At 70.0% G+C, this 12,725-nt stretch carries 13 protein-coding genes, 1 pseudogene and 1 riboswitch; of the genes and pseudogenes, 9 read left to right on the top strand and 5 right to left on the bottom strand.

The genetic code is table 11. The features are described from left to right. Position 1: 1 nt before the first annotated feature. Positions 2–1,282 carry an MFS transporter gene (locus ABD882_RS07775; RefSeq protein WP_345185793.1) on the bottom strand — a complete coding sequence of 427 codons (1,281 nt, stop codon included), beginning with the start codon at positions 1,280–1,282 and terminating at the stop codon, positions 2–4. Positions 1,283–1,444: 162 nt separating this feature from the next. On the opposite strand from ABD882_RS07775, the gene rpsO reads away from it, so the two are divergent. The 4 genes from rpsO to ABD882_RS07755 all read left to right on the top strand — a co-directional run bounded on the left by rpsO (position 1,445) and on the right by ABD882_RS07755 (position 3,966). Beyond that, the gene (gene rpsO, locus ABD882_RS07770) at positions 1,445–1,714 is read left to right on the top strand and encodes a 30S ribosomal protein S15 (protein ID WP_018187174.1); all 270 of its coding nucleotides are present in this window, start codon (positions 1,445–1,447) and stop codon (positions 1,712–1,714) included. A gap of 174 nt (positions 1,715–1,888) precedes the next feature. Next, positions 1,889–2,779 (top strand): hypothetical protein, encoded by an 891-nt coding sequence (locus tag ABD882_RS07765; RefSeq protein WP_345185791.1) that lies wholly within the window; start codon positions 1,889–1,891, stop codon positions 2,777–2,779. After that, positions 2,772–3,662 (top strand): hypothetical protein, encoded by an 891-nt coding sequence (locus ABD882_RS07760; RefSeq protein ID WP_345185789.1) that lies wholly within the window; start codon positions 2,772–2,774, stop codon positions 3,660–3,662. The genes ABD882_RS07765 and ABD882_RS07760 overlap by 8 nt, the downstream gene beginning before the upstream one ends. After that, a complete protein-coding gene (locus ABD882_RS07755; RefSeq protein ID WP_345185788.1) occupies positions 3,655–3,966 on the top strand; it encodes a transcriptional regulator in 312 nt (103 codons plus the stop codon). Before ABD882_RS07760 ends, ABD882_RS07755 begins: the two co-directional genes overlap by 8 nt. Positions 3,967–4,006: 40 nt before the next feature. On the opposite strand, the gene ABD882_RS07750 is transcribed toward ABD882_RS07755, so the two are convergent. After that, positions 4,007–5,011, bottom strand: coding sequence for an isopenicillin N synthase family dioxygenase (locus ABD882_RS07750; protein ID WP_345185786.1), 1,005 nt, complete (start codon positions 5,009–5,011; stop codon positions 4,007–4,009). Positions 5,012–5,175: 164 nt separating this feature from the next. Here ABD882_RS07750 and efeU point away from each other — a divergent pair, with 164 nt between their 5' ends. The 5 genes from efeU (at position 5,176) to ABD882_RS07725 (ending at position 10,577) form a co-directional block, all read left to right on the top strand. Continuing rightward, positions 5,176–6,138 carry an iron uptake transporter permease EfeU gene (efeU, locus tag ABD882_RS07745; protein ID WP_345185785.1) on the top strand — a complete coding sequence of 321 codons (963 nt, stop codon included), beginning with the start codon at positions 5,176–5,178 and terminating at the stop codon, positions 6,136–6,138. After that, complete coding sequence (gene efeO, locus ABD882_RS07740; protein WP_345185783.1) at positions 6,135–7,367, top strand: iron uptake system protein EfeO; 1,233 nt, start codon at positions 6,135–6,137, stop codon at positions 7,365–7,367. Before efeU ends, efeO begins: the two co-directional genes overlap by 4 nt. 1 nt (position 7,368) lies before the next feature. Next, positions 7,369–8,616: an iron uptake transporter deferrochelatase/peroxidase subunit gene (gene efeB / locus ABD882_RS07735; RefSeq protein WP_345185781.1), complete on the top strand. Its 1,248-nt coding sequence runs from the start codon at positions 7,369–7,371 to the stop codon at positions 8,614–8,616. Positions 8,617–8,716: 100 nt separating this feature from the next. Further along, positions 8,717–9,931, top strand: coding sequence for an LLM class flavin-dependent oxidoreductase (locus ABD882_RS07730; protein WP_345185871.1), 1,215 nt, complete (start codon positions 8,717–8,719; stop codon positions 9,929–9,931). Between the two features lies 1 nt (position 9,932). Then, entirely contained in the window at positions 9,933–10,577 is a 645-nt protein-coding gene (locus tag ABD882_RS07725; RefSeq protein WP_345185780.1) for an FMN reductase, read from the top strand. A gap of 6 nt (positions 10,578–10,583) precedes the next feature. Here the strand turns inward: ABD882_RS07725 and ABD882_RS07720 are convergent. The 3 genes and pseudogenes from ABD882_RS07720 to ABD882_RS07710 form a co-directional block, all read right to left on the bottom strand. Beyond that, a pseudogene (locus ABD882_RS07720) lies at positions 10,584–11,027 on the bottom strand (6,7-dimethyl-8-ribityllumazine synthase); the annotation flags it as partial. Positions 11,028–11,034: 7 nt separating this feature from the next. Then, a riboswitch (FMN riboswitch) is annotated at positions 11,035–11,179 on the bottom strand. Between the two features lie 59 nt (positions 11,180–11,238). Next, positions 11,239–12,438 carry an aggregation-promoting factor C-terminal-like domain-containing protein gene (locus ABD882_RS07715; protein ID WP_345185779.1) on the bottom strand — a complete coding sequence of 400 codons (1,200 nt, stop codon included), beginning with the start codon at positions 12,436–12,438 and terminating at the stop codon, positions 11,239–11,241. A 96-nt stretch (positions 12,439–12,534) separates the two neighbouring features. Beyond that, positions 12,535–12,708 (bottom strand): DUF5302 domain-containing protein, encoded by a 174-nt coding sequence (locus ABD882_RS07710; RefSeq protein ID WP_345185777.1) that lies wholly within the window; start codon positions 12,706–12,708, stop codon positions 12,535–12,537. Between the last annotated feature and the right edge of the window lie 17 nt (positions 12,709–12,725).

Genomic DNA, 12,725 nt, shown 5'->3' with positions numbered 1-12,725 from the left:
TTCAGGGCTGCGGATCCTCGGCGTCGTAACTGCGGAAGCGCGGGCTCAGCCGCACGAACACGGCGACCAGTGCGATCACGAGCAGCCCGCCGAGCAGCGGCGGGAACCACAGTGCTGTGAGCGACGCCAGCACGCCCGCATAGAGCGCGCCCAGCCGGGGGCCGCCGGCGACGACGATCACGAAGATCCCCTGCAACCGACCCCGCATCGTGTCCGGCACCGCGGCCTGCATCATGGTGTTGCGGTAGATCGAGCTGACGTTGTCGGCAGCGCCGGAGAGCGCCAGCGTCACGCAGGCAAGCACGATGAGCAGGACGTCCGGGGAGTCCTCCGTGGCGCGGCCGCTCCCGATGCCCGCGAGCAGCACCACGCCGAACAGTGCGATCACCGCGCCGTACGCCTGCACGGCGCGGGCGATGCCGCGGCCGTGCCAGCGGTAGTGCACGATGCGTCCGGAGAACAGGCTGGACAGGAACGTGCCGACGGCGACGGCGGCCGTGAGCAGGCCGGTGGTCACGGCCCCGCCGCCGAGGATCACGGTGCCGAGCGCGGGGAAGAGCACGAGCGGCTGGCCGAAGGTCATGGCGCAGATGTCCAGGATGTACTGCATCCGGATGTTCGCCGCCCCGCGCAGGAACCGCGCGCCGTCGACGAGCGAGGCGAGGCCCGGTCGGACGATCTCGCCTTCGGGGCGCAATGCCGGCAGCGTCCACAGCCCGAGGAACATCGACAGCATCAGGATCACGTCGATCGTGTAGGTCCAGCCGTAGCCGGTGAGGGCGACGAGCAGGCCGGCGACGGCGGGCCCGACCATCACCGTCATCCCGAACGCGACGCCGTTCAGCGCCGACGCGGGGGCGAGCATCTCGCGGGGCAGGAGGCGCGGCACGATCGCGGTCCGCGTGGCCATGCCCACCGAGTTCGCGGCCGCGACGATCATGCTGAGCGCGTAGAGCCACCAGATCGTCACCGCGTGGGTCCAGGTCAGCGTCATCAGGAGCCCGGTCGACGCGAACGCGACGGTCGCGGCGATGAGTGCGACCCGCCGCCGGTCGAATGCGTCGGCGAGCATGCCGCCGTAGAGCCCGGCGAGGATCATCGGGACCAGGCCGGCGACGGCGATCATCGACACCGCGAACGTGCTGTGCGTGAGCGCGAACACGTGCAGCATGACGGTGATGACCGTGAGCTGGCCGCCGATGCCGCTGAGCGTGGATCCGATCCACATCCGGGCGAACGCGGGACTCTGTCGCAGCGGTCGCAGATCGATCAAGAGGCCCACCACATGAGCGTAACGGCGCGGGGGAGCGGCGACTTCCGCCGCGACCCGCCGCAGCGTCCGGTGCTGATAGACTTGGGCGGTTGCCGTTCGATCGGCCGCGGATAAAGAGAGCCCACGCATCAGGCGTCGGGCACCGCGCAGCAAAGAGGAAGGGGATCACCTATGGCACTGGAAGCAGACGTCAAGAAGGCGATCATCGAAGAGTACGCGACGCACCCCGGTGACACCGGATCCCCCGAGGTGCAGGTTGCCATGCTGACGCAGCGCATCAAGGACCTCACCGAGCACCTCAAGGAGCACAAGCACGACCACCACTCGCGTCGTGGCCTGTTCCTGCTCGTCGGTCAGCGCCGTCGTCTGCTCGGCTACCTCCAGGACGTCGACATCAACCGTTACCGGTCGTTGATCGAGCGCCTGGGGCTGCGCCGCTAAGCAGCCAGCGTACAATCGCGCAGAACATTCTTGCGAGGCCCGTCCCACGGTGTGGGGCGGGCCTCGGTCTGTGTCGGACGGATCCTCCGGTCGTTGACGCCCAGCTCGGTTTCCTGTAGGAAAGTGGGATGAGCTTTCCTGCAGGAAAGCGAAGGAGCGGATCGAGGGGGAGCCGTGGAGCAGGAACCGATACGCGGGCAGAGCCCGCTGGATCCGCCGGACGCGCGCGTCGCGCGGGCGTATCTGGACGTGCTGCCCGGTGTGCAGCATCGTGCCGAGCGGGTGCTGGATCTGCGACGACTCGGGCGGCTGTACATCATTGAGGGCATCGCGATCGCGGCCTACATCGGGGTCTACTTCCTCGCGTGGGGGGTGCGTCTTCACGATCCCGACCGTCCGCCAGCGCCGTTGAACGCGCTCGCCGTCTTCCTCATCTGGTCGGTGCTCGCCGGCGGCGTCCGCGAGAGGTACGGCGCGCGTCGCGTGCTGCGGGGTGCGCGTCGTGGCGTGCACTACGGGCTCATGGTCGGCGGCCTCGTGCTCTTGCTCGCACTCATGCTCATCGGCACGTTCTCCGCTGCCTTCGCCTGGCACTGGCTGCTCCTGCCGTCCCTGCTGTTTCTCGCCGCGGGCCTGTGGGCCGGCATGTGTTTGCAGCGAGAGGCACGCAACGACCCGCCGCGGGCCGCCCCTGCACATCTTCCGTTCACTCGCACCGCGCGGGTCGGCACGATCGGCGTGGGTGCCGCCGTCGCGGTCAGCGTCGCCCTGAGCGGAACGGCGGTGCTGGCGGGATGGGGATCGGCGGTCAGCTCGTTCGGCATGGCCGGGGTGATGATCCTCTTCCTCATCGCGCTGCTCACGGGCCGGCTCTCTGACCTCGGGGAGACCTGGCGGGCCGCGCAGTGGAGCATGTTCGGCTTCGGCGCGATGTCGGTGGCGGCGACAGCGCTCCTCGTGAGTGTTCACGCCGAGATCGCGCTGGCGATGGGTATCGTGCTCGGAGTCGTGACTCTGATCGCGGCGGTCGTCGTCAGCCTGCTGCCGGAGCGGGACGATGACTGAGGATCGCGGCGCGAGCGGATCCGCACAGCGGGATCCGCGGGCGGAGGCACGCGCGGCGCTGGACGCGCTGCCCCGTGTCGCCCAGCGACGAGACGAGGTGCTGGACCGACGCGCGCTGGCGCGGATCTACCTGGTCGACGCGATCGTTCCGACGGTGGCGTTCGCCTCCTGGGTCCTCGCGCAGGCGCTGAGAGATGCCTCGGTGAGGACGCACGCCATCCCGACGCTCGCGACGCTCCTCGTCGTGGTGCTGTGGGATCAGCTCTCCCGTGGTCTGCGCGAACGCTATCGCGCGCGGCAGGCGCTGCGAGGTGCCCCGCGGATCATGCAGAACATTCTCGCCGGTGTCGGGGCGGGGCTGCTGTTGCTCGCGCTCTTCATCACGTTCGATCGACGGAGCGTGCCCGTCGTGCTCGTCGTGATCGGATCCGTGATCCTGCTCGGCAGCGGTGTCGGGGCCGCAGCGGCGATGCTGCGCGATGCGCGCGGAACGCCGAAGCCGCCCCCGGCTCAGCACGCAGAGATGACGGTCGCGGCGCGGGTCGCCACTGTCTTGTTCGGTCTCGGTCTCGGGCTGATCGCGGTGGTCGGGCCGTGGTCGGCCGCGGGAACCGGCTCGGAGTCGCTTGCTCTGATCCCCGCTCTGCTCGCGCTGGCGATCGCGGGCATCGGACGCCTCGTGAACGCGGTTCCGGCGCTCGGGGCGGCGTGGCGCCCACCGCAGTGGACGGCCTTTGCGCTGTCGGTCACCATCGCCTGTCTGGCCCCGATCATCGGTGCCGCCCGCCCCGCGGATGGTGTGGCGCTCGGCGTGATCGCCGCGGCCGCAGTGCTCCTGCTCTTTCTCGTCACCGCGCTCTTCCCGGCAGACCGCAATGGCTGAACCGCACCCTCGCACCCGACTCGACGATAACTTCGCGGGGGCGATCCGGTTCTCCATGATGGCGGCGCTGCGCGACGGCGTGGAGATGAATTTCGCCACGCTCGCGGACGTGTTGCAGGCCGGCGATTCGGCGATCAGCAAGTCGATCGCCGCACTGGCCGGGGTGGGCTACGTCGTGGTGCGCAAGGGGCAGGTCGGAGCCCGCCCGCGCACTTGGGTGCGGGCGTCAGCGACCGGATCCCGGGCGTTCGAGGCGCATGTGCAGGCGTTGCGCGACATCGTCGAGGGCGGTCCGGAACGCTGAGCCGGGGACGGACCGTGTCCGCCGTGCGCTGCCCGACTCGTCAGACCGTGGCGCCGACCAGGTCGGGATGGTGGATCGCGGCGACGTCCGGGTGGGCGCGCAGGCGCGACTTCAGCGCGTTCTCGCCATACAGGGCGTGGATCGGGTTCGCGGGATCCTTCGTCACGCCCCGGGCCTGCGCGGCGAGTTCCGCGGGCAGCTCGATCAACGGCAACCGGGCGTCGAGCGCGGGGTTGAAGAAGAACGGGATCGAGATCCGCTCGTCCGGCGCCTTCGGTGACACGACCCGGTGGTTCGTCGCCTTGAGGTACCCGCCGGTCGCGTACTCGAGCAGCTCGCCGATGTTCACGACGAACGCGCCGTCGACCGGGGGCGCGTCGACCCAGTCGCCGTCGCGCTCGACCTGCAGACCGCCCTTGCCCGGTTCCACCCAGAGCAGGGTGAGCACGCCGGAGTCCTTGTGCGCGCCGACGCCCTGCTGCGGCTCGGGCTCGTGGGTGCCGGGGTAGCGCACGATCTTGATGAGCGTCGACGGATCGCCGAAGTTCTCCTCGAAGTACGACTCCGCGGCCCCCAGGGCGAGTGCCCAGGCCCGCAGCAGCTTCCGCGCGACACCGGAGAGGTGCTCGTGCCATTCGGAGACGATCTCGCGCAGCTCGGGCTGCGCAGCGGGCCACAGGTTCGGGCCGGTGAGCCGGTTGTACGCGGCGCCGCGGTCGACGGCCTCGCGCTCCGGGCCGATGTCGATCTGCTCCCGCCAGTCCACCTGACCCTGCGTGCGCTCTCCGCCGATCCGGGTGTAGCCGCGGAAGTGCGGGCTCTTCACGTTCTCGATCGACAGCTTGTCCGCTTCGGGCAGTGCGAAGAAGTCGAGCGCGGCGCGGTGCAGGCGCGACTCCAGCTCGGGGGTGACGCCGGTTCCGGTGAGGTAGAAGAACCCCACGTCGTGCGTCGCGGCGCGCAGGTCGTCGCGGAACCGTGCGGCCGCCTCGGCACCGGCATCGAGCTGCGACAGGTCAAGGATCGGAAGGTTCAGTTCGGCCATGAGGTGAGGCTAGGACGGTGCGGCTGGTGTGCGGCCGTTTGTTGCCGAGGATTACCTCCGTCGGCGACGGGGGACGAATGCGGGATTGGCGGCCGCGCGCCGGTTGTGTAGGGTAAGTGAGGTTTGCCTAACCTATCTTCGATCACGACTCCAAGGATCCGCCCGTGCTCGCCACCTTCCTGATCGGCCTCCGCGAGGGCCTCGAAGCCGCACTCGTCGTCGGCATCCTCGTCGCCTACCTGAAGCGGCTGGACCGCCGTGACGTGCTGCCGCGGATGTGGGCCGGCGTGGGCGCCGCGATCCTGCTCGCCCTCGCGATCGGCGCCGTGCTCACGTTCGGCGCCTACGCCCTCACGTTCCAGGGGCAGGAGATCATCGGAGGGACGCTCTCACTGGTCGCCGTCGGCATGGTGACCTGGATGATCTTCTGGATGCGCAAGGCCGGGCGCACGATGAAGTCCACGCTGCAGGGCGGCGTGGACCGCGCTCTGGCAGCCGGGACGATGTGGGCGCTCGTGCTCGTCGGATTCGTGTCGGTCGCTCGTGAGGGGATCGAGACCACCCTGCTGCTGTGGTCGATGGTACAGTCGTTCGGCGATGCGCCCTCGGCAGTGATGGGTGCCGCGCTGGGCCTCGCGGTGGCCGTGCTCGCGGGCTGGCTGCTCGCCCGCGGCGCCGTCAAGCTCGATCTGTCCCGCTTCTTCACCTGGAGCGGAGCCTTCCTCGTGATCATCGCCGCCGGCGTCCTGGCCTACGCCATCAGCGACCTGCAGGAGGCGGGCGTCTTCCCCGGGCCGTTCACCTCGGCGGCGCCGCTCGACGCGCACGGCGTCGTCGTGGTCGGGCTCGCCGGGATGCCCTTCGGGTGGGCCTTCGACGTCACGGCCGTGATCCGCCCCGACAGCGCGCTCGCCGTGCTGCTGCAGGCGACGGTCGGGTTCATGCCGCGGATGAGCTGGATCCAGGTGATCGCCTGGGTGCTCTACCTCGCGATCGTCGGCACCCTGTTCGTCCGCGGCCTGCGCCGACCCGCATCGCAGAGGCCCGTCGCCTCCGCCGTACCCGTTCCGGAGGGCACCACCTCCGTCTCCGCCCTCGCCTCGCACACTCCCGAAGGAGCATCATGACCCTCGCCCGCCGCTCGCTCACTGTCGTGGGCGCCGTCGCCGCGCTCGGCCTCGCCCTCACCGGCTGCGTCGCCAAGGCCGACGTCTCCTCCGCCGGACGCCTGACCGTCTCCTCCACCGCCGACGCGTGCACCGTCTCCTCTGACGCCGCCACAAGCGGCACCCTCGCGTTCGAGGTCACCAACAAGGGCGCGGAGGTGACCGAGTTCTATCTGCTGGCCGAGGACGGCGTGCGGATCGTCGGCGAGGTCGAGAACGTGGCGCCGGGCGCGTCGCGGACGCTCACCGTCGTCGCGCAGCCGGGCGCGTACTTCACCGTCTGCAAGCCCGGCATGATCGGCCAGGGCGTCGGCAGGGCCGGATTCGCCGTGTCCGGCAAGAAGGTGGCCGCGCAGGGCGACGACGCGGAGCAGAAGAAGAAGGCCGTCTCGCTCTACGCCGCCTTCGTCAAGGATCAGGTAGGTCAGCTGCTCCCCGCGGCGAAGACGTTCGCCGACGCGTACCGCTCCGGCGACGACGCGGCGGCGAAGCAACAGTTCTCGATCGTGCGCTCCTACTACGAGCGGATCGAGCCGGTCGCCGACAAGCTCGGCACCCTGGATCCGCGCCTGGACTTCCGTGAGCTCGACGCCAAGGCCGAGGGGATCGACTGGACCGGGTTCCACCGCATCGAGAAGGATCTGTGGACGCCGGCGGCGGGCGCAATGAACTCGGATGGCACCACACCGGCCACGAAAGACTGGGCGCCCTCGACCGCCGCGGAGCGGGGCGTCTACGCCGACAAGCTCCTCGCCGACCTGCAGGAGCTGTACGACCACGTGCACTCCGACGTGTTCCTGAAGGATCTCGACGCGCAGGGCATCGCCGGCATCTCCAACGGCGCCATCTCGCTGCTCGACGAGGTCGCGAACGGCAAGATCACCGGCGAGGAGGACTGGTGGTCCGGGACCGACCTGTCCGACTTCGCCGCCAACGTCGAGGGGTCCAAGATGGCCTTCTCGCTCGTGCGCGACTTCGCCGACGGCAAGGGCGCGGAGGGCAGGAAGCTCGTCGCGCAGATCGACCGCGGCTTCTCCGCACTCGAGGCGGAGCTCGCCGTGCACGGCTCGCTCGCGGCCGGATTCGCCCGCTACTCGACGGTCACCGAGACGCAGAAGCGCGACCTCACCGACCTGCTGAACGCGCTGGCCGAGCCGCTGTCGAAGCTCACCGGCACGATCCTGGACTGAGATGAGCGCGCCAGAAGAATCGGCAGGGGTCAGCCGCCGCGGGCTCCTGGGCTGGGCCATCGGCACCGGAGTCGCGGGTCTCGCCGTGGGCGCGGGCGCCGCGACGGCCGTCGCCGCGACCCAGGCGGGAGGCGCTCCGGTCGACGAGTTCGCATTCGAGGGGCCGCACCAGGCGGGCATCACGACGCGGGTGCAGGATCACCTGCACTTCGCGAGCTTCGACATGATGCCGCACGCGAGCCGCGACGACCTCGTCTCGCTGCTGCAGGACTGGAGCTACGCCGCGTCACGCATGGCGAAGGGGCTCGACGTCAGTGCCTCGGGCGCGGTGGGCGGGTCGCCGGAGGCCCCGCCGGACGACACCGGCGAGGCCCAGGGACTCGGCGCGACCGGTCTCACGATCACGTTCGGCTTGGGGCCGGCGCTCTTCGAGACCGAGGGCGACCGGTTCGGGATCGCGGCCCGTCGCCCCGCGGTACTCGTCGGTCTGCCGGCGTTCGTCGGCGACGCGCTCGACGCCGCCTACACTGGCGGCGACCTGTGCATCCAGGCCTGCGCCGACGATCCGCAGGTCGCGGTGCACGCGATCCGCAACCTCAGCCGGATCGCCTTCGGCCGTGCGCGCCTTCGCTGGTCGCAGCTGGGCTTCGGGCGCACCTCCCGCACCTCAGCCGAGCAGCAGACCCCGCGGAACCTCTTCGGGTTCAAGGACGGCACCGCGAACATCCTCGCGGACGACGCGAAGGCCCTGGCCGCGCACGTCTGGGTCGGCGAGAGGGACGAGCCCGCGTGGATGGCCGGTGGCTCGTATCTCGTCGCCCGCAAGATCGCCATGCTCGTGGAGACCTGGGATCGCCTGCGCCTGAGCGAGCAGGACCGTACGATCGGCCGCGCCAAGGGGAGCGGCGCGCCGCTGTCGGGCGGCGAGGAGTTCACCGAGCCGTCGTTCCACGGCGGCCGCATCGACACGAACGCGCATGTGCGGCTCGCGCACCCGACAGTCAACGACGGCGTGCAGATCCTTCGCCGCGGCTACAACTACGTGGATGGCAACAGCGACCTCGGCACGCTCGACGCAGGCCTGTTCTTCCTCTCCTATCAGCGCACGCCCGAGCAGTTCATCGGGATCCAGAAGCGCCTGTCCACGGATCTGATGAGCGAGTACATCCGGCACATCGGATCCGGCGTCTGGGCGATCCCGCCCGGCGCGCAGAAAGGCTCCTACGTCGGAGCGGGGCTGTTCGCCTAGCGTGGGAATAGACGCAGCGTCGACGCGTTGAAGCAGATATATTCAAATGAATAGAAATCTGAAGGAGAGCGCAGTGAGCGAGACGAGCACCTGGTCGGGCATGCAGTTCGGCCTCATGTCGGTCAGCGACATCACCCGGAACCCGGTGACGGGCGAGACTCCCAGCGAGCGGGAGCGGATCCAGAACACGCTCACGATCGCCAAGCACGCGGAGGAGGTCGGCCTCGACGTCTTCGCGATCGGCGAGCACCACAACCCGCCGTTCTGGTCGTCCAGCCCCACGACCTTCCTCGCCGCGCTCGCCGCACAGACCGAGCGCCTCATCGTCTCCACCTCGACCACGCTCATCACCACGAACGACCCGGTGAAGATCGCCGAGGACTACGCGATGCTGCAGCACGTGTCCGGCGGCCGCATGGACCTGATGATGGGCCGTGGCAACACCGGCCCGGTGTACCCGTGGTTCGGCAAGGACATCCGTCAGGGACTGCCGCTCGCGATCGAGAACTACGCCCTGCTGCACGAGCTGTGGACCAAGGACGTCGTGGACTGGGAGGGCAAGTTCCGCACCTCGCTGCAGGGCTTCACCGCCACCCCGCGCCCCCTCGACGGCGTCGCGCCGTTCGTGTGGCACGGATCCATCCGCACGCCCGAGATCGCCGAGCAGGCCGCGTACTACGGCGACGGCTTCTTCGCGAACAACATCTTCTGGCCGAAGGAGCACTACCAGCGCCTCATCGAGCTGTACCGTCAGCGCTACGCGCACTACGGACACGGCACGCCGGAGCAGGCGATCGTCGGCCTCGGCGGACAGGCGTTCATCCGCCCGAACTCGCAGGACGCGATTGATGAGTTCCGCCCGTACTTCGACAACGCCCCGGTTTACGGCCACGGCCCCTCGATGGAGGACTTCACCGAGATGACGCCGCTCACGGTCGGCTCGCCGCAGCAGGTCATCGACCGCTACGCGGGGATGCGCGACCACTACGGCGACTACCAGCGCCAGCTGTTCCTGATGGACCACGCGGGCCTGCCTCTGAAGATCGTGCTCGAGCAGCTCGATCTGCTCGGCGGCGAGGTGGTGCCGGTGCTCCGCAAGGAGCTCGCGCAGAACCGTCCCGCCGCCGTGCCGGACGCTCCCACCCACGCGGCCCGCGTCAAGGCCGTGTACGGCGACGGACCCGCCCGCGAGGCACGTCCCGGTGCCAACCGTGGCGACAACCTGACGGCAGGATCGCCCTACCAGGACGGCGGCGTGGTCCCGGCCACGGCCGGCTCGGCATTCGGCGCCGCGGCAACGAAGGCGGCGAACTGAGATGGCCGCCCGACGTATCGCGGTGATCTCCGCAGGACTGAGCAACCCCTCATCGACGCGCATGCTCGCCGATCGCCTCGCAGCCGAGACGGCGCACCGGCTCGGAGAGCTCGGCTCCGAGGTGAGTATCGACGTGATCGAGCTGCGCGACCTCGCGCACGACATCACCAACAACCTGCTCACCGGGTTCGCGCCACCTGCGCTCGACTCGGCGATCAACACGGTGGTGTCCGCAGACGGGCTGATCGTCGTCACGCCGATCTTCTCGACGAGCTATTCGGGCCTGTTCAAGTCGTTCATCGACGTGCTCGACCCGGACGCGCTCACCGGCAAGCCGGTGCTGATCGGAGCGAACGCCGGTACGGCCCGGCACTCGCTCGCGATCGACTACGCGATCCGGCCGCTGTTCACCTACCTGCACGCGGAGCCCGTCCCGACCGGCGTGTTCGCCGCGTCCAGTGACTGGGGCGCGAAGGCCGACGACGTCGCACCGCTCAGCACGCGGGTCGAGCGCGGCGCACGCGAGCTCGCCGAGGCGATGGCCCGGCGCGAGCCCGCCGCAGACAAGGATCCCTTCGACCCGGGCAGCTACCTCGGCGAGGGACGCTCGTTCGGGCACCTGCTGGGCGGTCTCGCGGGGGAGTAGCCCGGATCAGCCGATCGTCGCGAGGCTCTCGATCGTGGCCGACACGGCGTCGGCGAGCTCGCGGCCCTTCACGGCGAAGTGCCGCCGGAAGTAGTCGCGGTGCTCAGCGTGCTCATGGAAGTTGTGCGGGGTCAGCACGGCGGAGAAGACCGGGACGTCGGTGTCGAGCTGCACGCGCATCAGCGCGTCCACGACCGTGGCGGCGACGAAGTCGTGACGGTAGATCCCGCCGTCCACGACCAGCGCGCTCGCCGCGATCGCGTCATAGCGACCGGTGCGGGCGAGCCGCTGCGCGTGCAGCGGGATCTCGAACGCTCCGGGAACCCGGTGCACGTCGACGTCGGTGATCCCGTGCTCATCGAGCCGTGCGAGAAAGGCCGAGACGGTCTGCTCGACGATCTCGGCGTGCCACTGCGCGGCGACGATGGCGATCTTGGTGGGCATGATGAACTGCTCCTTCTGTCCTCTCTCATCCGGACTCTGACCGTCGGCCCCGGAATCGCACCGGATCGGCGGTCCCCGCCATGGGGACCGTTCGCGGGCTCGCGCGGACTGGCCGCGACACCGCCGGTGGGGACTTTCACCCCGCCCTGAGGACAGCATCGACGGTAGCACCGGCGGACGCACGCCGACGACCGAGCGGGGTGGCGCCCGTCACGCCTCAATACCAGTTGTTGGACACTTCGTGCGCCCAGGCGCCACAGGGGGAGCCATATCGGCTCTGGATGTAGCTGAGACCCCAGTCGATCTGAGTGTCGCCGTTCGTGCGCCAGTCCGGCCCCGCCGTGGCGAGCTTGTCCGCCGGGAGCGCCTGCGGGATGCCGTAGGCGTCACTGTCCGGGTTGAGCGCATCGGCCCGCCAGCTGGATTCCTGCATCCACAGGTTGTACAGGCAGCCGAACTGATCCTGTCCCCAGCCGTAGTTGCCGAGCTGCCCGCGCGCGTACGCCTGGGCTCCGGCCGGATCGACGTTCACGCCCCCTCCGCCGAGGCTCGAGTCCCCGCCTCCGCCTCCGCCCCCGGAGCCCTGCGCGGCCGCAGCGGCTGCTGCTGCTGCGGCCGCCTCCGCTGCCGCCTGCTCCGCGACCTGCTGGCCGATCCGGTATCGGCGTTCGACGTCGGCCGTGGTGTTCTTCAGTGCCGCGAGCTGTGCGTAGAGCGTCGTGACATGGCCCTGCAGATCCTTCACGGCGGCGGCCTCGGCATCCGCGGCCTGCTGCGCCTTCTGCGCTGCCTGCTCCGCTGCGGCGGCGAGGGCATCTCGCGCCGTGCGCGCCGTCTGCGCCTGGCCCTGCAGCGACGACGCGACGCCCTGCTGCTCGATCGCGTGCTGTCCCAGGGCCGACCAGGTCGCGTCGAGGTTCTCCATCACGCCGAGTCGGGTGAGCAGCTCTTCCGGGTGGGCCGAGGTGAACAGCCGCACGGCGAGAGGCGCGGCGTTCTCGGTGCGTGTGCGGCCGGCGACGATCGCGCCGACCTGATCGTGGGTCTGCTGCACGGCCTGCTGCGCGGCCGCGGCCTGCGCGGACAATTCGTCGGCCCGCTGGGCGGCGGCGTCCGCGGCGGAGCGCGCGGTGGTGGCCGCCTGGTGTGACTGCAGCGCGGCGGTCGAGGCGGCCGCGGCCTTCGCCTGCGTCGACGCCAGTGCGTCGTTGACCTGCGTGACCTCGGCCTGCGTGGCCTGTTCGTTGCCCTGCGCGTTCTGCACGTCCTGCCACGACGGGTAGTCGTCTGCGCGTGCCGGGTCGCCGGACAGCGCCAGCGGTGCCAGCAGCAGAGCGCCGACGGCCGCGGTGGCCAGGAACGCGCGTGCGCGCCGGATCCTGCCCCCGTGCGATCGCGTGGCGTTCGGGAGGGTCACGACCCCGACGCTAACCCCGAAGCCTGTGGATCCGCGGCACATATGCCGAGGGCGCCGACGATTCCTCGTCGACGCCCTCGCGTGTTCGCGCTCTGATCAGCCGCTCTTGCGGCGGAACTCGCGCCTGGTCTGCGCGGTGTGCGTGCCGTGCACGGCGGAGTCGCCGTTCAGGTGGGCCTCACCGCGGTGCTGCTGCTGGGCGTTCTTCTTCTCGAGCGCCTCCTTGAATTTGCGCTTCATGTCCGAAGAGGCATTGTCGTCGGTGCTCATGCGCGTCAGCCTAGCCC

It is taken from the genome of Microbacterium panaciterrae, from assembly GCF_039541635.1.
GTDB lineage: Bacteria > Actinomycetota > Actinomycetes > Actinomycetales > Microbacteriaceae > Microbacterium > Microbacterium panaciterrae.
This window is presented reverse-complemented; position numbering and strand designations above follow the sequence as displayed.